Here is a 26407-nt window from a genome sequence, read left to right as displayed (position 1 = left end):
AGCCCGAGAGGCTCGAAAAACCGCACCGCACAAGGGAGCTGACCACCCGTGAACGCCGTCCAGGACGCCCGCCCGCAGTACCTGCTCGCCCTCGGCCAGCTGGAGAAGCTGTTCGCCGTGATCACCCCGGCCGAGCTCGACCGGCCCACCCCCTGCGAGGAGTTCACGCTGCGCCAGCTGCTGAACCACGTGGTCGGCGGCATCCACCGCTTCGCGTACATGGGCGAGGGCGGCCGCGCCGAGGACGTCCTGCCCGGCATCGTGGACCCGTCGGACGAGGGCTGGTCGGCCGCGCTCGCCCGGGCCGGCGCCCGCGCCACCGCCGCCTGGGCGGACGACGCCAAGCTGGGCCGCCCGACCTTCGCCCCCTGGGGCGAGGCGCCCGGCGGCATGGTGGTCGGCGGCTACGTGATGGAGGCGACGACCCACGCCTGGGACATCGCGAAGTCCCTGGACAACGGCTTCGTGCTGGACGACGGGCTGGCGCACACCGCGCTGGCCATCGCCGAGGTCGCCCTGCCGGCCGAGAGCCGGGTCGAGGGCGTCCCCTTCGCCAAGGTGCAGCCGGTCGCCGAGGACGCCGACGTCCACACCCGGCTGGCGGCCTGGATGGGGCGCACGGTCTGAGCCGGACCCTGCGGTGACCGGGCCCGGGGGATAACGACCCCCGGGCCCGGTCACCGTCACTCCCGCGCTACTCCCGCCCGACGAAGGTGAAGTTCATGTCGGGGTAGCGGCCGCCGGCCACCTGCGCCGACACCGGCTCCAGCAGCGCCAGCTCCTCCGCGGTGAGCCGCAGGGTCGCCGCCGCGGTGTTCTCGGCCAGCCGGACGCGCTTGCGGGTGCCCGGGATCGGCACCACGGTCAGCCCGTGCACCTCGGCCCGCTGCTGCACCCAGGCCAGCGCGACCTGGGCCATCGTCACCCCGCGGGCCGCCGCGATCTCCCGCAGCGGGGCGAGCAGTTCGCCGTTGGCGACCGCGTTCTCGCCGGTGAACCGCGGCTGGGTGCGCCGGGCGTCGTCCGTCGAGAGCTGTTCGGCGGCCTGGAACGAGCCGGCCAGGAAGCCGCGCCCGAGCGGCGAGTACGACACGAGGGCGACACCGAGCTCCACCGCGGCCGGCACCACCGCCCGCTCGATGTCCCGGGCGAACACCGACCACTCCGACTGCAGCGCGGCGATCGGGTGGATCGCGTGTGCCTCGCGCAGCTCGGCCCCGGTCACCTCGGACAGGCCCAGGTGACGCACCTTGCCGGCCGCGACCAGCTCGGCCATCGCGCCGACCGACTCGGCCAGCGGCACGGCCGGGTCGCGGCGGTGCATGTAGTAGAGGTCGATCTCGTCCACGCCGAGGCGGCGCAGCGAGGCGTCCACGGCGGCCCGGACGTACGCCGGGTCGTTGCGGATGCCGCGGTGGGTCGGGTCGTCCTCCTTGCGCTCGATGGCGAACTTGGTGGCGAGCACCACCTTGTCCCGGTTGGCCCGGACGAAGGGGCCGATGAACTCCTCGTTGCGGCCGTAGCCGTAGGCGTCGGCGGTGTCGAACAGGGTGACACCCGCCTCCAGCGCGGCGTCCAGGGTGGCGAGCGCCTCGTCGGAGTCGGTCGGGCCGTAGAAGTCGCTCATGCCCATGCAGCCGAGGCCCTGGATGCCCACCAGCGGGCCGGCGGTGCCGAGTTCGGCGGTGGGGAGGACGGGGTGAGTCATGCGCTCTGCTCTTCCTCTACTCGGTAGTACTGGCATTGGACGGGAGCACCGACGGTGTCGACGATCTTCCCGGCGTAGAGATCGATCTTGTAGTCGAGGACGGCGAGGGTGGCCTGGAGGTCCGCGATCTTCTGCCGGACCTCCTCGCGCTGTGCTTCCAGCAGCTGCCGCCGCTCCCCGTAGGTCTGTTCGCCGCGACGGGCCATGTCGACGTACTTGAGCATGTCCGCCACCGACATCCCGGTCAGCCGCAGCCGGCCCAGGAAGGCCAGCCGGTGCAGGTCGCCGTCGCAGTAGCGGCGCTGGCCGCCGACCGCGCGGTCGACCGGGTCGAGCAGACCGATCCGCTCGTACCAGCGCAGGGTGTGGGCGGTCAGCCCGCTGGCCGCGGCGACCTCGCTGATGGTGTGCCGCGGGGTCCGGTCCGGATCGCCGACCGGGCGGTTGAACACCTCGGAGCAACTGCGCAGCCGGCCCTCGACGAGCGCGGGTGTGGCCATTGATCGTTCCCCCTGTCCTGTGCGACGGCGATGACGCTACCGAGTTGGAGTGCACTCCAAGCAAGCCTGTCAGCCTGGTGCCCCCGCCACCCGGTTTCCGCTCGCACTAGAGTCAACAGCATGGAGAGCTTGCGGATGATCGAGAACTGGCCCGTGCCCCACGCCGCCGCGGCGGTGGTCCGGGGTTCGGACGGCGCGGTGCTGGGCGCGCACGGACCGCAGCAGCACCTCTTCCCGCTGGCCTCGGTGACCAAGCTGCTCACCTCGTACGCGGCGCTGGTCGCGATCGAGGAGGGCGTGTTCGAGCTGGACGACCCGGCCGGCCCGCCCGGTTCGACCGTGCGCCACCTGCTCGCCCACACCTCCGGCCTCGGCTTCGACGAGGACCGGGTCTTCGCCGAGCCCGGCAACCGCCGGCTCTACTCCAACGCCGGTTTCGACGCGCTCTCCCGCGCCCTGTCCGAGGCCGCCGGGATCGAGTTCCACCGCTACGTCGCCGAGGCGGTGTTCGAGCCGCTGGGCATGCACGACACCCTGCTCAACACCGCGCACAAGTCCCCGGCCGGCGCCGGCGGCCTGTCCACGGTGGCCGACCTGACCCGCTTCGCCGCCGAGCTGCAGTCGCCCAAGCTGCTGGACCCGTCCACCGTCCGACAGGCCACCCGCGAGGTCGCCTTCCCCGGCACCAGCGGCGTGCTGCCCGGCTACGGCCACCGCCGCCCGAACGACTGGGGCCTCGGCTTCGAGATCCGCGACGGCAAGAGCCCGCACTGGACCGGCACCGCCAACTCCCCCGAGACCTTCGGCCACTTCGGCCAGTCCGGCACCTTCCTGTGGGTCGACCCGCAGGCCGGCGTGGCCTGCATCGCGCTCACCGACCAGGACTTCGGGCCCTGGGCCGTCGAGGTCTGGCCGGCCCTGTCCGACGCGGTGCTCGCCGAGCTGAACGGCTAACCGTACGAGACCGGCGAGTGCATCTCCCAGAGCAGGAGTTCGGCGCCGGTCTCGCCCGCCGTCGGGTCGGCGAAGGCCTCGCCGGTGATCCGCACGCTGTCGCCCGGGACCATCGACCGCCCGCCGCCCTTGGGTCCCGGGATCGTCCGGTAGCCCAGCGAGCCGGCCGTCAGGTGCGCGTACCGCCAGAACGCCTCGGGCAGCTGCGGCAGCGGCTGCCACGGCCCGGCGACGGCCAGCCAGAGCGCGGCGTCGCTCCGGCGCAGCCGAAGGGCCTGCGTCCCGGCGTCGCGCTCCAGCCCGGAGGCGAGCAGCGTCAACCCGCCGTCCGCCGGTTCCACCTTGCGCAGCCCGTACGCCGGGGCGGCGTCGAACTCGTCCGGCTGCAGCCACATCTGGACGAAGCGCACCGGCCCGGTGGCGCCGCCGACGTTGCGCTCGGTGTGGGTCACACCGGAGCCCGCGCTCAGGTGCTGGATCATGCCCGGACGCACCACCCCGCTGTGGCCGTGCGAGTCCCGGTGGGCGAGCGCGCCCTCCAGTACCCAGGTGAGGATCTCGGTGTCCCGGTGCTTGTGCTCCTCGAACCCGGCGCCGGGGGCGAGGAGTTCCTCGTTGCACGCGAGCAGCGCGCCGAAGTGGGTGTTCTTCGGGTCGTAGTGGCCGGAGAAGGAGAACGCGTGTCGGGTCTCGACACCCTCGGCGGGGGCGGAGCGGTAGCGCTCGGCGGTGCGGCGCAGGTCGGCGCGGGGGCGTTCAGGAGCGTCGGTCACGCGCTCCACCGTAGCCTGCTCGTCGGCTCGCTCCGGGTGCTCCGGACCCGGTGCCGACGTGCCTCGCTTTCGGCACCGGCGCGCCCTCCGACTCGCCGCTCGTCGGCTCGCTCCGGGCGCTCCGGACCCGGTGCCGACGTTCCACGCGCCGGCGCTCCTTCGTCGCTGGTCGCTCCTCGCTTTCGGCACCGGCGCGCCCTCCGACTCGCGGTTGTGACTCTTGCCACCGCACCTGAGCGCCGGGGGTTGTGCACGAGCAGTCACTCACGTGAGGCAGTCTTGTCCTTGTGCCAGCCGTTTCCGCGAACTCCCAGAGCGAACCCAGTCCCGCCGCACCCGAACCGACCGGCAAGAGCCCGGCCGCCCGGGCCGGCCGCGACCGCCCCGGCCGGGCGGCGCCCCGCCTGACGGCCCAGGAGCGCAGAAACGCCGCCGAGCGGGCCGAGCGCCGGGCGGCGACGCTCAAGCGGCTGGAGAAGTCCTCGGGCAAGCTGGCCAGCGCCGCGATCGCGCGGATGGACGACCAGCTCGGCTGGTACCGGCGGATGCCGCCGGAGCACCGCTCCTGGATCGGCCTGGTCGCCCAGGCCGGTATCGCCGCCTTCACCGAGTGGTACCGCCACCCCGACGCCGCCCAGGCGATCTCGACCGACGTCTTCGGTACCGCCCCGCGCGAGCTGACCCGGGCGATCACCCTGCGTCAGACCGTCGAGCTGATCCGCACCACGATCGAGGTGATGGAGGAGGCCATCGAGGAGGTGGCCGCCCCCGGCGACGAAGCGGACATGCGCGAGTCCGTGCTGGTCTACGCCCGCGAGATCGCCTTCGCCACCGCCCAGGTGTACGCCCAGGCCGCCGAGGCGCGCGGCGCCTGGGACGCCCGGCTGGAGGCGCTGGTGGTCAACTCGCTGCTGTCCGGCGACGCCGACGAGGGCGTGCTCTCCCGCGCCGCGGCGCTGGGCTGGGGACAGCCCAGCCAGGTCCGGGTGGTGATGGGAAGCGCTCCGGACGGTGACAGCGAGCTGGTGGTCGAGGCGATCCGCCGGGCCGCCCGGTACGCCAAGCTGAACGTGCTGACCGGGGTGCTGGGCAAGCGCCTGGTGGTCGTGGTCGGCGGCGACAAGGAGCCGGTGCACGCCGCCCGGGCGCTGATCGGCCAGTTCGCGCCGGGCCCGGTGGTGATCGGCCCGACCGTGCCGGACCTGCTCTCGGCGACCCGCTCGGCGCACGCCGCCGCGGCCGGCCTGCGCGCCTGCGCGGCCTGGCCGGACGCCCCCCGCCCGGTGCTGGCCGACGACCTGCTGCCCGAGCGGGCGCTGGCCGGGGACCAGGCCGCCCGGCAGCAGCTGGTGGAGGAGATCTACACACCGCTGGACGAGGCCGGCTCCGCGCTGCTGGAGACGCTGAGTGTCTACCTGGAGCAGGCGTCCTCCCTGGAGGGTGCGGCCCGAATGCTCTTCGTCCACCCCAACACGGTGCGCTATCGGCTACGACGCGTGACCGACGTCACGGGGTACGCCCCCTCCGACGTGCGTTCGGCGTTCACTCTGCGGATCGCACTGGCCCTCGGCCGGCTGACCGCAGCCGGGGAGCCCAGCTGAGCCGGGGTGTAGGGACCATACAATCCCGGATGGTTTTCTTCGTTACCGTCGCCTACCCGCCCCTGGGCGCCTGGCGAGAGAGGGTTGAACCGTGCTCGTAATCGTCGCCCCTGGACAGGGTGCCCAGTCCCCCGGATTCCTCAGCCCCTGGCTGGAGCTCGACGGTGTCGCCGACCGCCTGCGCGGCTGGTCGGAGGTCGCCGGGCTCGACCTGGTGCACGCCGGTACCGAGGCGTCCGCCGAGGAGATCAGGGACACCGCCGTCGCCCAGCCGCTGCTGGTCGCGGCCGGTCTGGTGACCGCCCGTGAGCTGTTCCCGGACGAGGACGTCGCCCGCAAGCTGGTCGGCGCCGTCGCGGGCCACAGCGTCGGCGAGATCACCGCCGCGGCCGGTGCCGGGGTGCTGAGCGCCCGGGACGCGCTGACCTTCGTCGGCGAGCGCGGCCGGGCCATGGCCGAGGCCGCCGCCGTCACCGAGACCGGCATGATCGCCGTGCTCGGCGGCGACCCCGAGGTCGTCGCGGCGAAGCTGGCCGAGCACGGCCTGACCGCGGCCAACAACAACGGCGGCGGCCAGATCGTCGCGGCCGGCACGCTGGCCCAGCTGGAGGCTCTGAAGGCGGACCCGCCGGCCGGCGCCAAGCTGGTCGCGCTGAAGGTGGCCGGTGCCTTCCACACCGAGCACATGGCCCCCGGCGTCGAGCGGCTGGCCAAGCTGGCCCCGACCCTGACCGTGGCCGACCCGCAGGTCCGCTACGTCTCCAACAAGGACGGTGAGGTCGTCGGCTCCGGTGCCGAGGTCCTCGATCGCCTGGTGTCGCAGGTCTCCAACCCGGTCCGCTGGGACCTCTGCATGGAGACCCTCGGCCGGCTGGGCGCGACCGCCGTGATCGAGCTGTCCCCCGCCGGCACCCTCACCGCTCTGCTCAAGCGCAACCTCAAGGGTGTGGCCACGCTCGCCCTGAAGACCCCCGCCGATCTGGACAAGGCCCGCGAGTTCGTCGCGGAGCACGGCGGTCAGGACCAGCCGGACCAGGAGGACCAGGCATGACGAAGCCGCAGATCCGTCCCGCCAGCGGCGCGCAGTACTCCCGCATCCACGGTGTCGGCGGCTACCGGCCGGTCCGGGTCATCCCCAACTCCGAGGTGCTGGAGTGGATCGACTCCTCGGACGAGTGGATCCGCACCCGCAGCGGGATCGCCGAGCGCCGCTGGGCCGGCCCGGAGGAGTCCGTCTCCGAGATGTCGGTGCAGGCCGCCGGCAAGGCCATCGCGCAGGCCGGGATCGCCCCCGAGCAGATCGGCGGCGTGATCGTCGCGACCGTCTCGCACCTCAAGCAGACCCCCGCGATCGCCACCGAGATCGCCGAGCGGCTCGGCTGCGGCACCGCCCCGGCCTTCGACATCTCGGCCGCCTGCGCCGGCTTCGGCTACGGCCTGGGCCTGGCCGACGGCATGATCCGCGGCGGCAACGCCGAGTACGTGCTGGTGATCGGCGTCGAGCGGCTCAGCGACCTGACCGACAAGTCCGACCGCTCGACCGCGTTCATCTTCGGCGACGGCGCCGGCGCCGCGATCGTCGGCCCCTCCGACACGCCGGGCATCGGCAAGCTGATCTGGGGCTCGGACGGCTCGCAGGCGGACGTCATCAGCCAGACCCAGGCCTGGGACACCGCCTTCGCCAAGCCCGACGCCGTCAACGGCCAGGGCGAGGAGCAGAAGTGGCCGGCCCTGCGGATGGACGGCCAGCCGGTCTTCCGCTGGGCGGTCTGGGAGATGGCCAAGGTGGCCCAGCAGGCGCTGGACGCCGCCGGGATCACCGCCGACCAGCTCGGTGCCTTCATCCCGCACCAGGCCAACATGCGGATCACCGACGCCATGATCAAGGCGCTCAAGCTGCCGGAGTCGGTGCCGGTCGCCCGCGACATCGCCGAGACCGGCAACACCTCCGCCGCCTCCATCCCGCTGGCGATGGAGCGCATGCTGGAGAGCGGCGAGGCCCACAGCGGCGACCTCGCCCTGATCATCGGGTTCGGGGCGGGTCTCGTGTACGCCGCGGCAGTCGTTACGCTCCCCTAGGCGCGTTTCGCCCCACCCATCCACAAGCCTGTGTTCGGCCGCCGGTCGGACACGCTCAACACCGAAGAGGAGCAGCCAGTATGGCTACCCGCGAAGAGATCCTGGACGGCCTCGCCGAGATCGTCAACGAGATCGCCGGCATCCCGGCGGAGGACGTCCAGCTGGACAAGTCCTTCACCGACGACCTGGACGTCGACTCGCTGTCCATGGTCGAGGTCGTCGTGGCCGCCGAGGAGCGCTTCGACGTCAAGATCCCGGACGACGAGGTCAAGAACCTGAAGACCGTCGGCGACGCGGTCGACTACATCGTCACCAACGCCTGAGCGATCGACTCGTTCGAGTCGTCCAGCCCGTCCGGCGCGAGCAACGCCTCGGACGGCTGACCCGTCGGCCCGGCTCCCCGAGCCAGGCCGACCCGCCGGCCGGGACGCCCCACCGGGCGCCCGGCCGGGCCCTTCCCCGGCTCGCCGCCGACCCCCGCACGAAACGTGAAAGAAGAGAAACCAGTGACCGCTGAAAACCGTACCGTGGTCGTCACGGGTATCGGCGCCTTCACGCCGCTGGGCGGCGACGCCGCCACCACCTGGGAGAACCTGGTCGCCGGGCGCTCCGGAGTGGCGGCCCTGACCGAGGAGTGGGCCCAGGACCTGCCGGTCCGGATCGCCGCGCGCACCGCGGTCGAGCCGGGCGAGATCCTGCCCCGCCCGCTGGCCCGCAAGCTGGACCGTTCCGCGCAGTTCGCGCTGATCGCCGCCCGCGAGGCCTGGGCCGACGCCGGCTACGAGACCCCGGCCACCGACGAGTCCTCCAAGCTCGCCCCCGAGCGCCTGGGCGCGGTCATCGCCTCCGGCATCGGCGGCGTGACCACCCTGCTCGACCAGTACGACGTGCTCAAGGAGAAGGGCGCCCGCAAGGTCTCCCCGCACACCGTCCCGATGCTGATGCCCAACTCCCCGGCGGCCAACGTCGGTCTGGAGGTCGGCGCCCGCGCCGGCGTGCACACCCCCGTCTCCGCCTGCGCCTCCGGCGCCGAGGCGATCGGCTACGCGATCGAGATGATCCGCACCGGCCGCGCCGACGTCGTGGTGGCCGGCGGCACCGAGGCGGCGATCCACCCGCTGCCGATCGCCGCGTTCGCCAACATGATGGCGATGTCCAAGAACAACGACGACCCCGAGCGCGCCTCCCGTCCGTACGACAAGGCCCGCGACGGCTTCGTCCTGGGCGAGGGCGCCGGCGTGGTCGTGCTGGAGACGCTGGAGCACGCCGAGGCGCGCGGTGCCCGGATCTACTGCGAGGCCGTGGGCCAGGGCCTGTCCTCGGACGCCCACCACATCGCCCAGCCCGAGCCGACCGGCGCCGGCGTGGCCCGCGCGCTGGCCGACCTGTTCGAGCGCAACGAGCTGGACAAGGCCGAGATCGTGCACGTCAACGCGCACGCCACCTCGACCCCGCAGGGCGACACCGCCGAGCTGAAGGCGCTGCGCAAGGAGCTGGGCGAGGACCTCGACCACATCTACGTCTCGGCCACCAAGTCGATGACCGGTCACCTGCTGGGCGGCGCCGGCGGCATCGAGACCGTCGCCACCGTGCAGGCCCTGTACCACCGGGTCGCCCCGCCGACCATCAACGTCGACGAGCTGGACGACGAGGTGGACGCGAAGATCGTGCGCGAGGCCACCCCGCTGCCCGAGGGCCGGATCGCGGCGCTGAACAACTCGTTCGGCTTCGGCGGCCACAACGTGGTGCTGGCCTTCCGCACCCGCTGACCGCACACGTCAACAGGGGCCGGCGCTCTCCGCGAGCGCCGGCCCCTGCGTCGTTCCTCCGGGCTCAGACCACCTGGTGCAGCCAGCGCACCGGCGCGCCCTCGCCCGCGTAGCGGAAGGGTTCCAACTCGTCGTCCCAGGGCTTGCCCAGCAGCCGGGCGATCTCGGCCTCCAGGTCGGCCCCCTCGCTGCGGGCCCGCAGCAGCACCGCGCGCAGCCGGTCCTCGGGGATCAGGATGTCGCCGTGGATGCCCGTGACGGCGTGGAAGATGCCGAGCGAGGGCGTGCTGCTGTACCGCTCCCCCTCCGCCGTGGCGCAGGGCTCGCTGGTCACCTCGTACCGCATGAGCTGCCAACCGCGCAGCGCCGAGGCGAGCTTCGAGGCCGTACCGGGCTCCCCCTGCCAGGAGAGCTCGGCACGCCAATGCCCGGGTGCGGCCGGCTGGCGGATCCAGTCCAGGCTCACCCGCACACCGAGCACCCCCGCGACGGCCCACTCGACGTGCGGGCACAGCGCGCGGGGCGCGGTGTGGATGTAGAGAACTCCACGTGTCGTCACCGGGACCTCCAGGCTGTGGACGAGGGTCGCCTTCCCCAGCTGCCTCGTGCCTGCAGTTGATCCGCAGTTACCCACGTTAGCCGACATTAAGCTACTAAATTGAGCAAAACGGACAGGCTTTCGCTCAATGCTAGTCGAATCCTCAACGAGGTCTACCCTTCGGCCGGATCTCTCCCCCGAACGGCCCCATCGCCAGGCGGAACCACCGTACCGCGCAGCGCCGCAGGATGGATGACGCACTTTCGGATCCGACCGGAATGCGGTAGTGCGGCCGGATCCCTTGCGCCGTGCACGCGAACCGCCCCGCGCGCCCGGTGGGGGCGGCGGGGCGGTCAGTCGCCCTGACGGGGAATCAGCCCTCCAGGCGGACAACCATCTTGCCGGTGTTGACGCCGCGCAGCAGGTCGATGAAGGCCTCGGCGGCGTTCTCGAAGCCGTCCACCACGGTCTCCTCGGTGCGCAGCTCGCCGGACTTCAGCCAGCCGGCCACCTCGGTGACGAACTGCGGCTGCAGGGCGGCGTGGTCGCCCACCAGCATGCCCTCCAGGCGCAGCCGCTTGCCGATCGCCATCGCGAGGTTGCGCGGGGCGGCGGGCGCGGTGGTCTCGTTGTACTGGGCGATCGCGCCGCAGAGCACCGCGCGGCCGTGCACGCCGAGCGCGCCGATGGCGGCCTCCAGGTGGTCGCCGCCGACGTTGTCGAAGTAGAGGTCGATGCCCGCCGGGGCGGCCTTCGCGAGCTGCTCGGCGACCGGGGCGTCCTTGTAGTTGAAGGCGGCGTCGAAGCCGTACTCGTCCACCAGCTTGGCGACCTTCTCCGCGGAGCCGGCCGAACCGACCACCAGCGAGGCGCCCTTGAGCCGGGCGATCTGGCCGACCAGCGAGCCGACCGCACCGGCCGCGCCGGAGACGAAGACCTTGTCGCCCTCCTTGAGGGCGCCGACGGCGAGCAGGCCGGCGTAGGCGGTCAGACCGGGCATGCCGAGCACGCCGAGGTAGGCGGAGAGCGGGGCGGCGTCCGGGTCGACCTTCACGGCGCGCTCGGCGTCCAGGGTGGCGTACTCGCGCCAGCCGAGCCCGTGCAGCACCGCGTCGCCCGGGGCGAAGCCCTCGGCCTCAGAGGCGACGACGTAGCCGACCGCGCCGCCGTCCATGGCCACGCCGAGCTGGAACGGGGGCACGTACGACTTCACGTCGTTCATCCGGCCACGCATGTACGGGTCCACCGAGAGGTGGGTGTTGCGGACCAGGATCTCGCCCGGGCCGGGGGTCCGGACCGGGGCCTCGACCAGGGCGAAGTCGGTGGGCGCCGGCCAGCCCTGCGGGCGGGCGGCGAGGTGCCATTCACGGGCGGTGGCGGGGACGGCCTGCTCTGCCATGGAGGTGCTCCTCGGAGGGGGGTTTCGGCAGGTGAAAGGTTGAGCAACTGAAGTAACGATGGACATGAAAGGTTCACCTTGTCAACTTTTCAGGTAGACTCTGAGGCATGGACACCCAGTCGACCCAGGTCGCCACGCCGCAGTCCGACGAGATCACCCGCGAGGTCGTCGATCTGATGGCCAACCTGGTCGCGCTCTTCCACCGCGAGTACGAGGAGGCCGCGGCCGCCCGCTCGCTCACCGGCGCCCAGGCCAAGGTGCTCGCCCTGCTGCGGCGCGGCCCGCTGCCGATGCGGCAGATCGCCCAGACGCTCAGCTGCGAGCCGTCCAACATCACCGGCATCGTCGACCGGCTGGAGGCCCGCGGCTTCGTCACCCGGGAGGCCGACCGGCAGGACCGCCGGGTCAAGCTGGTCGCCGCCACCGACACCGGCGCGGCCGCCTCCGAGGAGCTGCGCGAGTCGCTCAACTTCGCCCGCGAGCCGCTCGCCGCACTCGGCCAGGAGGAACGCACGGTGCTGCGCGACCTGCTCCGCCGGATGCTCACCGGCGCCTCCGGCCCCGGAGCGTGACCAGCATCACAGCCCCGCGGACCGATTACCCCACCCCCCGGGGGTAACCGAACGGCCTTCCGGAACGTCTAACGTTCGAACACCGAACGCGAGATACCTGAAGACGGGGGGCACGGAGGATGAGCAGCAGCACGCGCCGGCGCCGCTACCTGCGGACCGCCATCGGCCTGGCCGCCGTTCTGGTGCTGTCGGTCGTGGGGGCCGGAGCCTGGTTCTACCACAGGCTGGACAGCAACATCACCACCTTCGACGCGGGCGGCGTCGCCACCGAGCGCCCGCCCGCCCCCGTCCCGGTCTCCCCCGGCGCCCAGGTGCCGGTCAACGTGCTGCTGCTGGGCTCGGACACCCGGGACGACGGCAACAGCGCGCTGGGCGGCGGCGAAGAGGGCGTCGGCAACTCGGACACCGCGATCCTGGTGCACGTCTACGCCGACCACAAGCACGCCGTCGGCGTCTCGATCCCCCGCGACACCCTGGTCACCATCCCGTCCTGCAAGCTGGCGGACGGCACCTGGAGCAAGCCGCGCAACGACCAGATGTTCAACTCGGCGTTCAGCGTCGGCCTGCTCCCCAAGGGCAACCCGGCCTGCACCCAGAACACCGTGGAGGCGCTCACCGGGCTGCGGATCGACCACACCGTCGTGGTCGACTTCAAGGGCGCCGCCGCGATGGCCGACGCCCTCGGCGGCGTGGAGGCCTGTGTGCCCAACGACGTCAACGAGTACGGCATCCACCTCAAGAAGGGGCTGCAGAAGCTCTCCGGGCAGTCCGCGGTGGACTACCTGCGGGCCCGCCACGGCATCGGCGACAACTCCGACATAGGCCGGATGAAGCGCCAGCAGGCCTTCCTCTCCTCGATGATCAAGAAGGTGCAGGACCAGGGCTTCTCGCTGCCCACCCTGCTCCCGCTGGCGGACGCCGCCACCAAGTCGCTCACCGTGGACGAGGGACTCGGCACCGCGATGAAGCTGGTGGACTTCGCCCGCTCGGTGGAGGACATCAAGCTCTCCGACGTCACCTTCGTGACCGCCCCCTGGCGCTTCGCCGGGGAGCGGGTGCGGCTGGTCCAGCCGGACGCCGACACCCTGTGGAAGCTGCTGCGGGAGGACCGCACCCTGGACGGGCAGGTCACCGCCGGCACCGGCGCGGCCACCTCCCCCACCCCGACCGCGAGCCCCACCGCCGCCACGCCGCTCACCCCCGAGCAGGCCGCCGCCCCGATCACCGTGGTCAACGGGGTCGGCACCGCCGGGCTGGCCGGCTCCGGCGCGCAGACGCTCAAGGGACGCGGCTTCCAGAACGTCGTGCTCGGCGCCAACAACCCCGGCAAGCAGCAGACCGAGATCGGTTACGACCCGGCGCAGAAGGCCGTCGCCGACCAGGTCGCGGCGCTCTTCCCCGGGGCCCGTACGGTCGAGGAGCCGGGCGCGGACTCCGTCACCGTCACCCTCGGCGCCGACTACCAGCCGGCCGGCGCCACCCAGCCGAACTCGGCGTCCTCGCCCTCGGTGGCGCCCACCACCGCACCCAGCGGCACCACGCCCAGCGGCATCCCGACCGGCATAGCCGAGAACACCCGGGGCGCCGACACCGATCCGTGCGCCGACCTGACCTTCGGGTCCTGAGCCACTACTCCGGGTCCGGCAGGCCGGTGACCACGGCGGTCAGGCGGGCGCCGCGCGGGAAGGCGCCCGCCCCGGCCAGGTCGGCCAGCGCGGCGAGCAGCTTGGCGACGTAGCGGCGCTCCACCGGGATGCCGTGGCGGCGCTCGAACTCCTCGGCGAAGAGGTCCAGTTCGGGCCGGACCTTGCCGTACCCGCCGCCGTGGTGGGCATGATCGATCCGCCAGTTGTCGAACTCGCGCCCGTACCCGGCCCGGTGCAGCCGGGCGACCTCCGCCTCCAGGTAGCCCTCGCCGCCGCGCAGCACTGCCACCCCGAGCGCCCGCGCGCCCGGCGGCAGGCCCGCCGCGATGCCGGCCAGGGTGCCGCCGGTGCCGACCGGGCAGCAGACCACGTCGCGTTCGCCCAGGTCCGGCAGTTCGGCCGGGATCGCGGCCGCGCCGATCGCGGCCAGCGCGTTGGAGCCGCCCTCCGGGAGCACCAGGCAGGGGCCCCAGCGGTGCTGCGGGGCCTGCGGACCGCACTCCCCCACGGCCCGGCCGGTGGCCTCCCGGTAGGCGGCCCGGGTGAGGAACTCCAGTCGCATCCCGGACTGTTCGGCGGCCCGCAGCGACCAGTTGCGCGGCCGGTCGGCCAGCTCCTCGCCGCGCACCAGCCCGACGCTCTCCAGCCCCAGCGCGGCGGCGGCGGCCGCGACCGCCCGCAGGTGGGTCGAGTAGGCCCCGCCGAAGGTCAGCAGCCGGGTGTGGCCCCGCTCGACGGCGGCGGCCAGGTTGGGCGCGAGCTTGCGCCACTTGTTGCCGGGGACGGTCGGGTGCAGCAGGTCGTCCCGCTTGAGCCGCAGCTCCACCCCGGCCCGGGCGAAGGCCTCGTCGGTGCAGTCCACCAGCGGGGTCGGCAGCAGGGCGGAATCGAGCACCCGGCCAGCTTACGGGCCGCCGGCAGCGCGAAGCCCGGCCACCGGTTCGGTGGCCGGGCTCCCGGACGGGCCGTCACCCCCGTGGGCGGTCCGTCACCCCGCGGCCGCACCCGCCGCCGCGTGGCTCGCCACGCGCCAGGCCAGCGCCGTCCGGAGCGCCTTCGGGACCGGTCCGGCCGCCGGGGCCAGTTTGGCGATCCGGCCCCGGTACTCCCTGGTCTGCCGGGGGCTCAGCGCCGACCGCAGCCGTCCGGCGGCGACCAGGGCCGTCAGCGCCGCGTCGGCCGGGTCCACCCGGCTGAGCGGGCTCTTCAGCGCGGCGGTGACGGAGGCCGCCAGCGCCTCGCGCACCCCGGGGTCCGTCACGGTGACCCGGGTGACCGGGATCAGCCCGGCCGCCCTGTGCCGGCGCAGGTCGATCCAGCCGGCCTCCGCCAGCCCCTCCCGGACGCACCGGATCGGCTGGTCCCGCCCGGCGCTCCTGGCGTGACCGACCCACCAGCTCCAGCCGTGCGGGCGCTTCTCCCGGATCTGGCCCAGCAGCCGGGCGGTGTAGGGGTCCAGACCGGCCGCGGCGGCGGAGTCGCGGACCCGGGCGACGGCCGTCCGGCCGTCCTCACGCACCAGTCCCCGGCGCAGCAGTTCGGTCAGCGACGCGGCCTGCAGCAGCAGGTTGAGCGTGGAGTGCTGGGTGGTCCGCTCGCGCCGCGGGTCGTAGGCGAGCAGGTAGAGCTTCTCGGGCAGATTGACGGGCAGGTCCATCTCGGTCTCTCCGAAAGGTCTGTGGCGCCCGGCCCCTGCGGTCGGTCCTCGTCAGTCCTCGACGGGACCGCCGCGCTCCGGGCTCTCCTTGGGCGGTCGGCCGCGCCGGGGAAGCCGGGCCGCGCCGCTGGGCATCCGGCCGGCCTCGGTGAGGGCACGGCGGAGCACGAACTCGATCTGTGCGTTGGTGCTGCGCAGTTCGTCCGCAGCCCACCTGGCCAGCGCGTCGTGAACTGAAGGGTCCAGTCGCAACAGGATCTTCTTCCGTTCCGTCGCCAACGCCGCGCCCTTACTGGTAGAGGGAGCCCGTGTTCACGACGGGCTGGGTGCCCCGGTCGCCGCAGAGCACCACCAGGAGGTTGCTCACCATGGCAGCCTTGCGCTCCTCGTCCAACTCCACCACGTCGCGCTCGGCGAGCCGGTCCAGCGCCTCCTCGACCATACCGACGGCGCCCTCGACGATCAGCCGCCGGGCGGCCACCACGGCCCCGGCCTGCTGGCGCTGGAGCATCACCTGGGCGACCTCGGGCGCGTAGGCGAGCCGGGTGATCCGGGACTCGACGACCCGCACACCGGCCGAGGCGACCCGGGCGGAGATCTCGGCGGACAGCTTGCGGGCGACCTCGTCCGCGCCGTCGCGCAGCGACAACTGCCCCTCGTGGTGGGCGTCGTACGGGTAGCTGGTGGCGATGTGCCGGACGGCCGTCTCGGTCTGGACGGCGACGAAGTCGGCGTAGTCGTCCACCTCGAACACGGCCATCGCGGTGTCCTCGACGTGCCAGACCACCACGGCGGCGATCTCGATCGGGTTGCCGTCCGCGTCGTTGACCTTGGTGGTCTCGGTCTCGTGGTTGCGGATCCGCAGGGAGATGTGCCGACGGTTGGTGAACGGGTTCAGCCAGCTCAGCCCCTCGGCCCGGATGGTGCCCCGGTAGTTGCCGAGCAGCTGGACCACCCGGGCCGAGCCGGGCGAGACCACCGTCAGCCCGCACAGCAGCAGCAGCGAGGCCAGCACCAGCACGGGCCCGGCGACCACCAGGGCGATGCCCAGGCCCTTGTTCCCGCCGGACACTTGGAACCCTCCGGTGATGACGGAGGCGAACCCGGCGACCAGGCCGAGCAGGGCGCCCCCGAGCACCGGCAGCCCGGCGGCCCCGGTGATGATCCGTTCGGTGACCCTCGGGGCCGGAAGGTCGACGGCAGGGCCGTCCTCGACGGCGAAACGCGGTGTGGTCATGGGACCGACTCCCCCCTGTGCGATGTCCGCTGCGCGGGTGCCCGCTTCAGCTGTCAAAGTGATATCACTTTTTTCGCGCAGCACGCCAGGCCGGCACGAAAGCCGGACAAGAGTGGTCGCCGGGGCGACGGAGGACCGCCGGGGGCTCCGGGGCCGATGCCCACGGGAGGGTGAACTACGGCGCGCCCCCGCGCACGGCGCTGGCGGCCGGCAAGGCGTTCGCTGCCGGAGTGAAGGCGGTGCCGCAGACGGTGATCACGGTGCTGATCACCGTCGCCCTCGGGGGCGCGATGAACTGGAACCTGCTCCGGTTGCCGGGGGTGGTGGTCGCGGCGGCGGTACTGCTCGGCTCGGCGCTCTTCTCCTGCCCGCCGATGGCCATCGCCGGGATCGCGCTCACCCGCGACCGACCGATGGGCATCGGCCAGGCGGCTGGCCCGCTGATCGCGGCACCCCCGCACGAACCCCACGGGACCGGCTCGCTCGCAGACACTGCCGCACAAGCCGTCGCGGACGTGACCGATGTCACCCGTCCAAACTGAAACCGCGTCAGTTCGCCGGTCGGTCTGACCACAAGTATGGTCAGTCGACGGACAGTTCGGGGGGGTGACGCCATGGCGGATGACGCAGCGAAGGCCGGCGGGCCGGAGTTCAAGCTCCGGCCGGGGGACCTGAAGGACGCCGCGCCGACCTTCGAGACCCAGAGCAAGGCGCTCAAGGACGCGCTCGACAAGCTCAGGAAGAGCCTCACCGAGGACGGGGCCCCCTGGGGCAGCGACAAGCAGGGCAACGAGTTCGCGACGGCCTACAACACCCCGCACGACCACGTGCTCTCCGCGCTCGACGTCCTGGTCAAGGGCCTGAACAGCATCAACGAGGGGCTGCACGCCCACGCCGACAACCACACCGGCGCCGACAGCCAGGCCAAAAAGAACATGACGATATGAGCGGCGCCCGCTCCCGGACGGGAGCAGCGCGTGGGTGAGTCCACGGCGGCGAAGGCCGTCCAGAAGCTCACCGGCATGTGGTGGCCGGACGCCGACCCGGACAAGCTGCGCACGGTCGCGGACGCCTGGGAGGCGATGGCCACCGCCATCGACAACGTCACGGTGCCGACCAATCAGGCAGCGGCCGCGATCGTCGCGAACAACCACGGTCCGGCCATCGACGCCTTCGGGAAGTTCTGGGGCCAGTACTACGGCGGCAAGGACAGCGCCGGCAAAGGCAAGGGCTGGCTCCCCGAAACCGCCGACGCCTGCCGCAGCCTCGCCAAGGCCCTGCGGGACTTCGCCACCGAGGTCGACAAGGCGATCAAGAAACTCGAAGAGGAAGCCACGATCGTCGGCGCCACCCTCGTCGCCGGCACCGCCCTCGCCTTCTTCACAGCCGGGCTCTCCGAGGCCGCCGCCGGGGGCGCCGCGGCCGCCATCGTCGCCACCGCCGCGGGCCTGGGCGTGACCGTCTCCTCGACCATCGCCACCATCGCCGCCACCGTCCTGGTCGGGGCCGCGTTCGGCGCCGTCGAGGCCATCACCGTCGACCTCGCCGTCGCCCAGCCGATCCGGGTCGAGTTCTTCGACGACGGCGGCTACAGCGGCAACGAGGCCCTCGACTCCGCCGAGACCGGCGGCATCATGGGTGCCGCCGGCGGCGGCCTCGGCGCCGGCGGACGCGCCGTCGCCAACGCCGCCGAACGCGCCGAGAGCGCCTCCGTCGCCCTTGCCGGCCTCGCCAAGGTCGCGAACGCCGCCGACTCCCTCCCCGGCCGCATGGTCACCGGCGCAGGCCTCAGCTACGGCTACGACGCCGAGTTCAAGACCGGCCCCGTCGAGCCCCTCGACGTCGTCGTCGGCGCTGCCGGTGGTGCGACAGGACCACGCGGACGTCCCGGCGACAACGCTCCACGCGGCCCGAGGCATGCCAAACCTGCTGAGCTACCGATGCCCGGCAAGTTACCGCTCGAGTACATTGAAGATCACCCGAGCATCGACAAGGTGGAAACCGAGCTGGCACGCGTGCCGGAGCACATCTTCGACAAGGTCTGGGACCATCTGAAAGAGGTGCCGGGCGGCGGGGTCAGCATCGGCCCCAGGCCCATCACGCAGCTTCCGGGCGGCTACCACCTCGCCGGCGTCAACCCGGTAGGAGGCACTTCACCGGCAGAATTCATACCTGGTATGTACGTACCCGGCCAGCGTAGACTCCTGGTCAATTCAATTGCAGAGACGCCCAGTAGTGTTGCTGTCCATGAGTTCGGGCACGCGGTCGATGAAGTCTACGGCAATCTGAGTCGCCAGCCGGAGTGGCTGTATGCGCGGCAGCGGGTCCTGGACCGGATCGGCGACAATCCACATTTGGATGCGTACACCCGCCAGCCGCACGAGTACTTCGCCGAGGCGTTCAATCACTGGACTGCCAAGACACTGGACCAATTCACGTACGGCGACCGCGAGGCAGCGCAGATTCTGGAGGAGTATTTTGAGCGAGCATTCTGATCCCTACGAGGTCACCGATGAGCCCTACCACGTCACCGGGAACCCGATGCTCGACGCCAATGGCGTCACCATCTGGCAGCGGTACGGCGGAAGGGCGCCGGAGGGGTTCTTCTACGACGGGTGGCACAAGTTCGAGCCGGGGGACCCTCGCTACGACGAACTGCTCCCGGCGGCACAGCAGAATCCGCAGGTCGTCGCAGAAAGCAAGGCCCCGGTCTACCCCGGGACCTTGGCCAAGCTGCAGGAGATGCGGCGCAAGACGCGGGAGCGGAACGCGGGGCAGTAGCAGAACCGTCGGCGTGCGGAGCCCGGGTGGCGGGCCGGGCTCCGCGCGCGGGAGGGCTCACGGGGCGGCGGGGGTCTGGTTGGTGAGGCCGGTGACGTCGACGCCCAGGCCGGCTCCGTGCTCGACAACAGCGTTCTTGAAGCCGGTGTCGACCCAGCTCGTGGACATGCCGGGGTAGGCCTTCTCGGCCTGGTTGAGGAGGCGTATTCCCAGGGCGTTCCCGGACAGGCTCGCGGCGGTCACGGTCACGGCGAGGATGAGTCCGATGGTGTCGGTGAGGATGCCCGCTTCCGACCGACCGGTGATTTTCTTGGCGGCGTCGGTTCCCTGGCCGGTCAGAGGCACGCTGGTGGACGTCTTCACGCTCTGGGTGTCGATCACCGAGGCGGTCGGCTCGTGTTTGCGGCCTTCTTTTACGCGGGCGAGTCCGGTGAGATCGTAGTTCAGCCGGACGAGGATTCCCTTGTCGCTCCACGCGGCATAGCAAGCGTAGACGGTGCCGTGGTTGCGGAAGCCGTTCGGGAGGTATTTCCAGGGGATTCCGGTGCGGTTGACGAAGAGGATGGCGTTGAAGACGTCGCGCAGGTCGACTTTCGCCGACTGCCCGGTAGGCCTGCGGTCGAGAGGTAGTACGTCCCTATGGCGCCCTTGGATTCTGGGCCAAGCTTGTGGATTACGGCAAACTCAACACCGTGCTTGACTGTCAGGTTTTCGAGCTCCTGCACCGAAGACCGTTCGGGGAGTGTCATGCACACCCAAACCGGCCCCGGCCGCACCGAGGGCCGCCATGGTGTGCACCGCGGACCTCGGTGCGGCCCGCCTGGGCCGGGGTGACCCAAGGGATTGCGCCGATCAGCCCAGGGGCGGAGCCGATCGACCCGCAAACGTGCTGCTCAGCCCCGCCGAACGTCAGCGTAACGTTCACATAACGTTCCCATGCGGGTGAACATCGGCGCGTGGTCACCGTCATCCGACGGTCATTCGCCTACAGTTCTCGCAGGCGGTTTCGACATTTCCGCAGGTCAGTGGCCTGCATGGCCCGACGGGGCATCAGATCGGGAGTGGGGCGGGTGGGACTCGAACCCACGACCAAGGGATTATGAGTCCCCTGCTCTAACCGGCTGAGCTACCGCCCCGGTTCGCCGCGCGCGCCGGTCGTCGGCCACGGCAGCAGCAGACGGCCCCGCGAGGCCGTCCCGGGCAGCATAGCCGGTCGATCACCCGTGGTGCGCGCCGGGGGCGTACCTGGGTGCGCGACGCGACGCGCCCCTGTGGGCGGCGCAGCCCGGCTGGCGCCGGGGGCCCGGTCCAGGGCAGCCTGGGCTGGTGACGATGCGTGGGACGGGAGCCGTGGCCGGGGCCCTGCTGCTGGTGCTCGCGGCGGCGGGCTGCACCACCGCGACGCGGCCGGGCGGGCTCGCCCCGACCGTCACCTCGGCGCCGCCCTCCGCCTCGGCCTCCGGCTCCGTGGACACCCACGGCTGGAGCAGCAAGCGGCTCAAGGGCGCAGCCGGCAAGCACACCGGGGTCACCCGCACCGCCAAGCCCACCGTGCTCAACGGCCTGGTCGGGGCGGTGTTCACCCGCAACGCGGACGGCGACCACTTCTGCACCGCCAGCGTGGTGGACAGCGCCGGGCTCAACCTCATCGTCACCGCCGCCCACTGCGTCTGGGACCCGAAGCTCGGCCAGCGCAGCGACCTGGTCTTCGTCCCCGGCTACCGCAGCGGCGACACCCCCAGCGGCGTCTGGCCGCTGCTGGCGGTCACCGTGGACGACGGCTGGAAGAGCGGCGCCGACCCGGACGTGGACGTCGCCTTCGCGGTCGTCCAGGCCCAGAACGGGCAGCAGGTGCAGCAGGTGCTCGGCGCCAACAAGCTGGGCGTCAACCGCGGCTACCAGGTCCCGGTGCGGGTCACCGGCTACCCGGGCAGCAGCGACGTCCCGATCACCTGCTCCAACACCACCACCGAGCAGAGCCCCACCCAGCTGCGGATCGACTGCCCCGACTACACCGGCGGCACCAGCGGCAGCCCCTGGGTGACCGACTTCGACCCGAACACCAGGACCGGCACCGTGGTCGGCGTGATCGGCGGCTACCAGGAGGGCGGCGACAGCCCGGACACCTCGTACAGCAGCTACTTCGGCGACCGGGTCCAGGCCCTCTACGACCGGGCCACCGGCTGAACCGGACCGGAATCGAACACCCGGCAGTGGCGCCCACGGGCACGGCCTGGTAGATCTTCCTCACGAACGGCGGAACGCACGGCCCGGGTGCCCGCCCCGAGGAACGAGACGGAGCCCCGGATGGCGCCCCGCCCGGTACCGCCCGCGCGTACGGCCAAGGCGACCGCGCTGGCCGCCGTGCTGCTGGCCGCCGGCACCGCGTGCGGCGGGCCGGACAAGCCGCCGAACGCGGAGGTCGCCCAGCCGAACCCGGCCCGCGACCGGATCGGCACCCTGTCCATCCACACCGCGCAGGGCCCCCGGGCGTGCACCGCGAGCGTGGTGCACAGCCCCGGGCGCAACCTGCTGGTCACCGCGGCACACTGCGTGCAGAACCAGCGGGTCGGCCTGCTCGACGGTCTGGTGTTCACCCCTGGCTACCGCAACGGGTACACCCCGTACGGGACTTGGTCGGTGCAGTCGATCACCGTCGACCCGCGCTGGGCGCAGGACGACGACCCGGACTACGACGTGGCCTTCATCACCGTCCGCAGGGCCGACGGCCGGCAGATCGAGGACGCGGTCGGCGGCAACCCGCTCGGGACGGGCCAGGGCGTCGGGCTGGCGGTCTCGGTGACCGGCTACCCGAACGAGAGCGACGAGCCGATCACCTGCTCGGTGAAGACCCGCTCGCAGAGCTCCACCCAGGAGCGCTTCGACTGCGGCGGCTACACCGACGGCACCAGCGGCAGCCCGTGGGTCACCGAGAGCGGCACGGTGGTCGGCGTGATCGGCGGCTACCAGGAGGGCGGCGACAGCCCGGACACCTCGTACAGCGTCACCTTCGACCAGCGCGTCGCCGACCTCTACCGGAAGGCGACCACCTGAGCCGGAGGCCCCCGGCCGACCGAACGGGCGCCCGGCCGGGACGACGGCGGACGGCGACGCCGGTGGCCGGAGTGACGGACGCAACAGGGCCGCGACAACACGAAGGCCCCCCGGTCGTCCGAGGGGCCTTCGCTCTGAGCAGTCACCGGGCGGACCCGGTGCAGCTCCCGCAATTGGACTCGAACCAATAACCTGCCGATTAACAGTCGGCTGCTCTGCCAATTGAGCTATGCGGGATCGCGGTACTCAACTTCCGTACCATGTACAGGAGGTGGGCTCCTGAGGAGCCTTCTCCCGAGCTCCCCCAATTGGACTCGAACCAATAACCTGCCGATTAACAGTCGGCTGCTCTGCCAATTGAGCTATGGGGGATCGGCTTCCGCTTCGGCTCCCGTTCCCCGGGCTCCTCGGCGCTCGCTGCGGGACATACATTAGCGCACTCGGGGGGGTGGTCCGCCAATCGCTTTCCCCGGCCGCCCCGGACCGCCGTCCCGGCGCGCCCCGCGCGCGCCCGCGACGGCCCCCGGGGATGCTGGGGACGCGGACGGTTCGCCGTCCCGACCAACGGGTAGGGCAATGCGGCAGAAGGCCGCCAGGAGAGGGTGGGTCCGATCATGTGGAAGCTGTCGTTGGCCGTGGGTTTCGCGGCCGGCTACGTCCTGGGCTCGCGGGCCGGGCGCCAGCGCTACGAACAGATCGCCAAGGTCACCCGGCAGATCACCCAGAGCCCCGCGGTGCAGGGGGCGACGGACCGGGCCCGGCACCAGGCCGGCGCGGTCGCCGGGAAGGCGGCCGGCGCGGTCGCGGACCGGGTCGGGGGCCGACTGCCGACCGCGGTCACCGACCGGGTGCCGTACCTCAACCGCACCCGGGCCGAGGACGACAGCTGGGGCACCTTCCGCCCGTGACCGGGCGGTGACGCCGGGGCCCGGGGTCGGGCCCTGGCAAAGGAACCCCCAACCGGGCGTTCCGAACCGGCAACGGCCCACCCGGCCCGGACGCGTCCCGGGCCGGGCTGGGGCATGATCTCGACATGGCCATCGTCGCGGGGATAGACAGCTCGACCAACCGCACCCGGATCGTCGCGTGCGACACCGACACCGGCGCCGTGCTGCGCTCCGGGAAGGCCCCCCATCCCGTCCCCGAGGACCAGAACCTCCGCGCGGGCGAGGCCGACCCGCAGATGTGGCTGCACTCACTCGGCGACGCCGCGACCGGCGGCCTGCTGGAGAGCGTCCGGGCGATCGGCGTCAGCGCGCAGCAGCACGGCATGATCGGCCTGGACGCGGGCGGGGTGCTGGTCCGGCCCGCGATCCTGTGGCACGACCCGCGCTCCAGCGGCGCCGCCGCCAAGCTGCTGGACGCCCTCGGCGGCCCGGCCGCCTGGACCTCCGCGATCGGCGCGGTGCCCGGCCCCACCTACACCATCGCCAAGCTGCGCTGGCTGGCCGAGTTCGAGCCGGCCAACGCCCGCCGGGTCGCCGAGGTGCTGCTGCCGCACGACTGGCTGGTCTGGCAGCTGCTCGGCCACCCCAAACGCCGCACCACCGACCGGGGCGACGCCTCCGGCACCGGCTACTGGTCCCCGATCACCGGCGGGTACCGGCAGGACCTGGTCGAGCTGGCGCTCGGCCACGAGCTCAAGCTGCCCGAGGTGCTCGGCCCCGCCGAACCCGCCGGGCACACCCCCGAGGGCCTGCTGATCTCGGCCGGCACCGGCGACAACATGGCCGCCGCGCTGGGCCTGGGCCTCGGCCCGGGCGACGCGGTGGTCTCGCTCGGCAGCACCGGGACGATCTTCGCGGTGCACGACAAGGCCGTCGTGGACGCCTCCGGCCTGGTCTCCTCCTTCGCCGACGCGAGCGGGCACCACCTGCCGATGGTCGCCACCCTGAACGCCGCCCAGGTGCTGCGCTCCACCGCCGCCATGCTCGGTCTGGACCTGGACGGGCTGAGCGACCTCGCCCTGCACTCCTCCCCCGGCGCCTACGGCCTGGTGCTGCTGCCGTACCTGGACGGCGAGCGCACCCCCGCGCTGCCGCACGCGGCCGGCACCCTGACCGGTCTGCGGGCCGGTGCGATGACCCCTCAGCACCTGGCCCGAGCCGCCGTCGAGGGCATGCTCTGCAACATCGCCGACGCGCTGGACGTGCTGCGTGCCCAGGGCGTGGGGATCAAGCGGGTCTTCCTGCTCGGCACGGCCGGCCGGCTGCCCGCCGTCCGGCACATCGCCCCGATGCTGTTCGGCGTCCCGGTCGTGGTGCCGGCGCCGGGCGCGCACGCCGCCCGCGGCGCCGCCCGGCAGGCGGCCTGGGCGCTGGCGGGCACCCCGGAGCCGCCGCAGTGGGAGCTGCCGGACGCCGAGACGGTCGAGCCGGAGGACGAGCAGGAACTCGCGATCGGCGCGGCGGTGCGCCAGCAGTACTGGGCCGCCCGCCACCAGATCCACCCGGAGGCGGCCTCTGGCCCGTCGGCCTGAGGCCGCCCGGGAGCCCTCAAACCGCCGGGGACGGCGTTGGCTGGAGTCCGTCGCTGAAGATGCGTCACCCGGCGACCGGTGGCAGCGTGGGTCGGGACACGGCCACCGACGTGAAGGGCGACAGCATCCCATGGCCTTGCACAAAGGGGCCGGCAACGGCCGCCGGCTGAGCGTCAGTCCGTTCCTGGGCATCACCGACCCGCTGGGCTCGATGCAGCTCGCCCCGCCCGTCCACCGGCTCGGCGACGGCCCGGTCGCGGCCGAAACCGCGTACCAGCTGATCCACGACGAGCTGATGCTGGACGGCAGCGCCAAGCTCAACCTGGCGACCTTCGTCACCACCTCGATGGAGGTGCAGGCCACCCGGCTGATGACCGAGTGCCTGGACAAGAACATGATCGACAAGGACGAGTACCCGCAGACCGCCGAACTGGAGCGGCGCTGCGTGGCCATCCTCGCCGACCTCTGGCACGCCCCCGACCCGGACCTCGCGGTCGGCTGCTCCACCACCGGCTCCAGCGAGGCCTGCATGCTCGCCGGGATGGCGCTCAAGCGCCGCTGGATGCGCCGCAACCCCGAGCGCTACGCGGCCGGCGCCCGGCCCAACCTGGTGATGGGCGTCAACGTCCAGGTGTGCTGGGAGAAGTTCTGCACCTTCTGGGAGGTCGAGGCCCGCACCGCGCCGATGGAGGGCGAGCGCTTCCATCTCGGCGCCGAGCAGGCGGTCGCCCTGTGCGACGAGAACACCATCGGCGTGGTCGGTGTCCTCGGCTCCACCTTCGACGGGTCGTACGAGCCGATCGCGGAGATCTGCGCGGCCCTGGACGAACTCCAGGAGCGCACCGGCCTGGACATCCCGGTGCACGTGGACGGCGCCTCCGGCGGCATGGTGGCGCCCTTCCTCGACCCGGAGCTGGTCTGGGACTTCCGGCTGCCCCGGGTGGCCTCGATCAACACCTCCGGGCACAAGTACGGCCTGGTCTACCCGGGCGTCGGCTGGGCGCTGTGGCGCGACCAGGAGTCGCTGCCGGAGGAACTGGTCTTCCGGGTCAACTACCTGGGCGGCGAGATGCCGACCTTCGCACTCAACTTCTCCCGGCCCGGCGCACAGGTCGCGGCGCAGTACTACATCCTCCTCCGACTCGGCCGGGAGGGCTTCAAGGCCGTCCAGGGCGCCTGCCGGGAGGTCGCCACCTATCTGGCCGGGGAGATCGGGAAGCTGGGCTGCTTCCGGCTGCTGACCCACGGCGACCAGCTACCGGTGTTCGCCTTCACCACCACCGAGGACGTGCCCTTCGACGTCTTCGACGTCTCTCGGCGGCTGCGCGAGCGCGGCTGGCAGGTGCCCGCGTACACCTTCCCGGCGGACCGGGAGGACCTCTCGGTGCTCCGGGTGGTCTGCCGCAACGGCTTCTCCCGGGACCTCGCCGATCTGCTGTTGGCCGACCTCAACCGGCTGCTGCCGGAGCTGCGGCGCCAGCCGGTCCCACTCAAGGAGCTCGGGATGCCGGTCCGCGAGGGCTTCCACCACTGACGGCGGCGACGCCGCCCGGAGGGGCCGGTGGGAGGGTGCGGGGGGGGCGCCCCCACCGGGGGGGCCCGCGGGTGGGGGGGGGGGCCCCCCCCCCGGGGGGGCCCCCGCGGGGGGGGGGAGGGGGGT

The 26407-nt window shown here is 72.5% G+C and carries 26 protein-coding genes, 3 tRNA genes and 2 pseudogenes; 18 read left to right on the top strand and 13 right to left on the bottom strand.

The genetic code is table 11. From position 1 onward, the window contains the following. Positions 1 to 48: 48 nt before the first annotated feature. On the top strand, positions 49 to 627 hold the full coding sequence (locus ACGF12_RS21750) for a TIGR03086 family metal-binding protein (RefSeq protein ID WP_393032359.1): 579 nt from the start codon (positions 49 to 51) through the stop codon (positions 625 to 627). Between the two features lie 67 nt (positions 628 to 694). On the opposite strand, the gene ACGF12_RS21745 is transcribed toward ACGF12_RS21750, so the two are convergent. Continuing rightward, positions 695 to 1708, bottom strand: a complete 1014-nt coding sequence (locus tag ACGF12_RS21745; RefSeq protein ID WP_393032356.1) for an aldo/keto reductase — start codon at positions 1706 to 1708, stop codon at positions 695 to 697. Next, positions 1705 to 2208 (bottom strand): MerR family transcriptional regulator, encoded by a 504-nt coding sequence (locus ACGF12_RS21740; protein ID WP_393032353.1) that lies wholly within the window; start codon positions 2206 to 2208, stop codon positions 1705 to 1707. Before ACGF12_RS21740 ends, ACGF12_RS21745 begins: the two co-directional genes overlap by 4 nt. A 120-nt stretch (positions 2209 to 2328) precedes the next feature. Here ACGF12_RS21740 and ACGF12_RS21735 point away from each other — a divergent pair, with 120 nt between their 5' ends. Next, a complete protein-coding gene (locus ACGF12_RS21735) occupies positions 2329 to 3162 on the top strand; it encodes a serine hydrolase domain-containing protein (RefSeq protein WP_393032350.1) in 834 nt (277 codons plus the stop codon). On the opposite strand, the gene ACGF12_RS21730 is transcribed toward ACGF12_RS21735, so the two are convergent. Next, complete coding sequence (locus tag ACGF12_RS21730; RefSeq protein WP_393032347.1) at positions 3159 to 3935, bottom strand: pirin family protein; 777 nt, start codon at positions 3933 to 3935, stop codon at positions 3159 to 3161. The genes ACGF12_RS21735 and ACGF12_RS21730 overlap by 4 nt on opposite strands. Positions 3936 to 4339: 404 nt before the next feature. Here ACGF12_RS21730 and ACGF12_RS21725 point away from each other — a divergent pair, with 404 nt between their 5' ends. From ACGF12_RS21725 to fabF, 5 genes are all read left to right on the top strand, one after another. Further along, complete coding sequence (locus ACGF12_RS21725) at positions 4340 to 5536, top strand: PucR family transcriptional regulator (RefSeq protein ID WP_387619686.1); 1197 nt, start codon at positions 4340 to 4342, stop codon at positions 5534 to 5536. Between the two features lie 91 nt (positions 5537 to 5627). Then, on the top strand, positions 5628 to 6587 hold the full coding sequence (locus tag ACGF12_RS21720) for an ACP S-malonyltransferase (protein WP_393032344.1): 960 nt from the start codon (positions 5628 to 5630) through the stop codon (positions 6585 to 6587). Next, a complete protein-coding gene (locus tag ACGF12_RS21715) occupies positions 6584 to 7615 on the top strand; it encodes a beta-ketoacyl-ACP synthase III (RefSeq protein WP_393032341.1) in 1032 nt (343 codons plus the stop codon). Before ACGF12_RS21720 ends, ACGF12_RS21715 begins: the two co-directional genes overlap by 4 nt. An 80-nt stretch (positions 7616 to 7695) precedes the next feature. After that, complete coding sequence (locus ACGF12_RS21710) at positions 7696 to 7938, top strand: acyl carrier protein (protein ID WP_393032338.1); 243 nt, start codon at positions 7696 to 7698, stop codon at positions 7936 to 7938. A 183-nt stretch (positions 7939 to 8121) separates the two neighbouring features. Continuing rightward, a complete protein-coding gene (fabF, locus tag ACGF12_RS21705) occupies positions 8122 to 9384 on the top strand; it encodes a beta-ketoacyl-ACP synthase II (protein ID WP_393032335.1) in 1263 nt (420 codons plus the stop codon). Positions 9385 to 9448: 64 nt separating this feature from the next. Here fabF and ACGF12_RS21700 read toward each other — a convergent pair whose 3' ends face one another. Then, on the bottom strand, positions 9449 to 9943 hold the full coding sequence (locus ACGF12_RS21700; protein ID WP_359913089.1) for a DUF3145 domain-containing protein: 495 nt from the start codon (positions 9941 to 9943) through the stop codon (positions 9449 to 9451). A 352-nt stretch (positions 9944 to 10295) separates the two neighbouring features. Then, positions 10296 to 11321, bottom strand: coding sequence for an NADP-dependent oxidoreductase (locus tag ACGF12_RS21695; RefSeq protein WP_393032332.1), 1026 nt, complete (start codon positions 11319 to 11321; stop codon positions 10296 to 10298). A 107-nt stretch (positions 11322 to 11428) separates the two neighbouring features. Between ACGF12_RS21695 and ACGF12_RS21690 the strand changes: the two genes are divergently transcribed. After that, the gene (locus ACGF12_RS21690; protein WP_387619569.1) at positions 11429 to 11893 is read left to right on the top strand and encodes a MarR family winged helix-turn-helix transcriptional regulator; all 465 of its coding nucleotides are present in this window, start codon (positions 11429 to 11431) and stop codon (positions 11891 to 11893) included. A gap of 119 nt (positions 11894 to 12012) precedes the next feature. Next, entirely contained in the window at positions 12013 to 13518 is a 1506-nt protein-coding gene (locus ACGF12_RS21685) for an LCP family protein (RefSeq protein ID WP_393032328.1), read from the top strand. Between the two features lie 4 nt (positions 13519 to 13522). Here the strand turns inward: ACGF12_RS21685 and ACGF12_RS21680 are convergent, their stop codons facing one another. The 4 genes from ACGF12_RS21680 to ACGF12_RS21665 form a co-directional block, all read right to left on the bottom strand. Continuing rightward, positions 13523 to 14434, bottom strand: coding sequence for a 1-aminocyclopropane-1-carboxylate deaminase/D-cysteine desulfhydrase (locus ACGF12_RS21680; RefSeq protein WP_393032326.1), 912 nt, complete (start codon positions 14432 to 14434; stop codon positions 13523 to 13525). Positions 14435 to 14527: 93 nt separating this feature from the next. Continuing rightward, positions 14528 to 15196 carry a GPP34 family phosphoprotein gene (locus tag ACGF12_RS21675; protein WP_393032323.1) on the bottom strand — a complete coding sequence of 223 codons (669 nt, stop codon included), beginning with the start codon at positions 15194 to 15196 and terminating at the stop codon, positions 14528 to 14530. 51 nt (positions 15197 to 15247) lie between these two features. Further along, positions 15248 to 15475: a hypothetical protein gene (locus ACGF12_RS21670; protein WP_393032320.1), complete on the bottom strand. Its 228-nt coding sequence runs from the start codon at positions 15473 to 15475 to the stop codon at positions 15248 to 15250. A gap of 10 nt (positions 15476 to 15485) precedes the next feature. Continuing rightward, on the bottom strand, positions 15486 to 16433 hold the full coding sequence (locus ACGF12_RS21665; RefSeq protein ID WP_393032317.1) for an SPFH domain-containing protein: 948 nt from the start codon (positions 16431 to 16433) through the stop codon (positions 15486 to 15488). 188 nt (positions 16434 to 16621) lie between these two features. Between ACGF12_RS21665 and ACGF12_RS21660 the strand changes: the two are divergent. The 4 genes and pseudogenes from ACGF12_RS21660 to ACGF12_RS21645 form a co-directional block, all read left to right on the top strand. Next, a pseudogene (locus ACGF12_RS21660) lies at positions 16622 to 16864 on the top strand (multidrug ABC transporter permease); the annotation flags it as partial. Between the two features lie 183 nt (positions 16865 to 17047). Further along, positions 17048 to 17380, top strand: coding sequence for a WXG100 family type VII secretion target (locus ACGF12_RS21655; protein ID WP_393032314.1), 333 nt, complete (start codon positions 17048 to 17050; stop codon positions 17378 to 17380). A 30-nt stretch (positions 17381 to 17410) separates the two neighbouring features. Further along, positions 17411 to 18928: a hypothetical protein gene (locus ACGF12_RS21650; RefSeq protein ID WP_393032311.1), complete on the top strand. Its 1518-nt coding sequence runs from the start codon at positions 17411 to 17413 to the stop codon at positions 18926 to 18928. Then, positions 18912 to 19214, top strand: coding sequence for a hypothetical protein (locus ACGF12_RS21645; RefSeq protein WP_393032308.1), 303 nt, complete (start codon positions 18912 to 18914; stop codon positions 19212 to 19214). The genes ACGF12_RS21650 and ACGF12_RS21645 overlap by 17 nt, the downstream gene beginning before the upstream one ends. Positions 19215 to 19283: 69 nt before the next feature. Here the strand turns inward: ACGF12_RS21645 and ACGF12_RS21640 are convergent. Together ACGF12_RS21640 and ACGF12_RS21635 are read right to left on the bottom strand one after the other, a co-directional pair. Next, a pseudogene (locus ACGF12_RS21640) lies at positions 19284 to 19838 on the bottom strand (transposase); the annotation flags it as partial. 438 nt (positions 19839 to 20276) lie between these two features. Then, positions 20277 to 20350: transfer RNA gene (locus tag ACGF12_RS21635), tRNA-Ile, on the bottom strand. Positions 20351 to 20546: 196 nt separating this feature from the next. On the opposite strand from ACGF12_RS21635, the gene ACGF12_RS21630 reads away from it, so the two are divergent. Together ACGF12_RS21630 and ACGF12_RS21625 are read left to right on the top strand one after the other, a co-directional pair. Further along, positions 20547 to 21401: a trypsin-like serine peptidase gene (locus ACGF12_RS21630; protein ID WP_393032497.1), complete on the top strand. Its 855-nt coding sequence runs from the start codon at positions 20547 to 20549 to the stop codon at positions 21399 to 21401. A 120-nt stretch (positions 21402 to 21521) separates the two neighbouring features. Continuing rightward, positions 21522 to 22268 (top strand): trypsin-like serine peptidase, encoded by a 747-nt coding sequence (locus ACGF12_RS21625; protein ID WP_393032305.1) that lies wholly within the window; start codon positions 21522 to 21524, stop codon positions 22266 to 22268. A gap of 164 nt (positions 22269 to 22432) precedes the next feature. Here the strand turns inward: ACGF12_RS21625 and ACGF12_RS21620 are convergent. Both ACGF12_RS21620 and ACGF12_RS21615 read right to left on the bottom strand, forming a co-directional pair. Continuing rightward, positions 22433 to 22505, bottom strand: a tRNA-Asn gene (locus ACGF12_RS21620). 62 nt (positions 22506 to 22567) lie between these two features. Continuing rightward, positions 22568 to 22640, bottom strand: a tRNA-Asn gene (locus tag ACGF12_RS21615). Positions 22641 to 22870: 230 nt separating this feature from the next. On the opposite strand from ACGF12_RS21615, the gene ACGF12_RS21610 reads away from it, so the two are divergent. From ACGF12_RS21610 to ACGF12_RS21600, 3 genes are all read left to right on the top strand, one after another. Next, positions 22871 to 23176, top strand: coding sequence for a hypothetical protein (locus ACGF12_RS21610; protein ID WP_393032302.1), 306 nt, complete (start codon positions 22871 to 22873; stop codon positions 23174 to 23176). Positions 23177 to 23301: 125 nt separating this feature from the next. Continuing rightward, positions 23302 to 24747, top strand: coding sequence for an FGGY family carbohydrate kinase (locus tag ACGF12_RS21605; RefSeq protein ID WP_393032299.1), 1446 nt, complete (start codon positions 23302 to 23304; stop codon positions 24745 to 24747). A gap of 130 nt (positions 24748 to 24877) precedes the next feature. Further along, positions 24878 to 26281 carry a glutamate decarboxylase gene (locus ACGF12_RS21600; RefSeq protein ID WP_393032296.1) on the top strand — a complete coding sequence of 468 codons (1404 nt, stop codon included), beginning with the start codon at positions 24878 to 24880 and terminating at the stop codon, positions 26279 to 26281. Positions 26282 to 26407 lie beyond the last annotated feature (126 nt).

It is taken from the genome of Kitasatospora sp. NPDC048296 (genome assembly GCF_043201815.1).
Lineage (GTDB): Bacteria > Actinomycetota > Actinomycetes > Streptomycetales > Streptomycetaceae > Kitasatospora.
This window is presented reverse-complemented; position numbering and strand designations above follow the sequence as displayed.

Bases quoted from the DNA above. Each gene is read 5' to 3' on its own strand.
- ACGF12_RS21745 (WP_393032356.1), bottom strand. From the start codon at position 1,708: ATGACTCACCCCGTCCTCCCCACCGCCGAACTCGGCACCGCCGGCCCG.
- ACGF12_RS21740 (WP_393032353.1), bottom strand. From the start codon at position 2,208: ATGGCCACACCCGCGCTCGTCGAGGGCCGGCTGCGCAGTTGCTCCGAG.
- ACGF12_RS21735 (WP_393032350.1), top strand. From the start codon at position 2,329: ATGGAGAGCTTGCGGATGATCGAGAACTGGCCCGTGCCCCACGCCGCC.
- ACGF12_RS21715 (WP_393032341.1), top strand. From the start codon at position 6,584: ATGACGAAGCCGCAGATCCGTCCCGCCAGCGGCGCGCAGTACTCCCGC.
- ACGF12_RS21710 (WP_393032338.1), top strand. From the start codon at position 7,696: ATGGCTACCCGCGAAGAGATCCTGGACGGCCTCGCCGAGATCGTCAAC.
- ACGF12_RS21695 (WP_393032332.1), bottom strand. From the start codon at position 11,321: ATGGCAGAGCAGGCCGTCCCCGCCACCGCCCGTGAATGGCACCTCGCC.
- ACGF12_RS21690 (WP_387619569.1), top strand. From the start codon at position 11,429: ATGGACACCCAGTCGACCCAGGTCGCCACGCCGCAGTCCGACGAGATC.
- ACGF12_RS21685 (WP_393032328.1), top strand. From the start codon at position 12,013: ATGAGCAGCAGCACGCGCCGGCGCCGCTACCTGCGGACCGCCATCGGC.
- ACGF12_RS21675 (WP_393032323.1), bottom strand. From the start codon at position 15,196: ATGGACCTGCCCGTCAATCTGCCCGAGAAGCTCTACCTGCTCGCCTAC.
- ACGF12_RS21665 (WP_393032317.1), bottom strand. From the start codon at position 16,433: ATGACCACACCGCGTTTCGCCGTCGAGGACGGCCCTGCCGTCGACCTT.
- ACGF12_RS21655 (WP_393032314.1), top strand. From the start codon at position 17,048: ATGGCGGATGACGCAGCGAAGGCCGGCGGGCCGGAGTTCAAGCTCCGG.
- ACGF12_RS21630 (WP_393032497.1), top strand. From the start codon at position 20,547: ATGCGTGGGACGGGAGCCGTGGCCGGGGCCCTGCTGCTGGTGCTCGCG.
- ACGF12_RS21625 (WP_393032305.1), top strand. From the start codon at position 21,522: ATGGCGCCCCGCCCGGTACCGCCCGCGCGTACGGCCAAGGCGACCGCG.
- ACGF12_RS21605 (WP_393032299.1), top strand. From the start codon at position 23,302: ATGGCCATCGTCGCGGGGATAGACAGCTCGACCAACCGCACCCGGATC.
- ACGF12_RS21600 (WP_393032296.1), top strand. From the start codon at position 24,878: ATGGCCTTGCACAAAGGGGCCGGCAACGGCCGCCGGCTGAGCGTCAGT.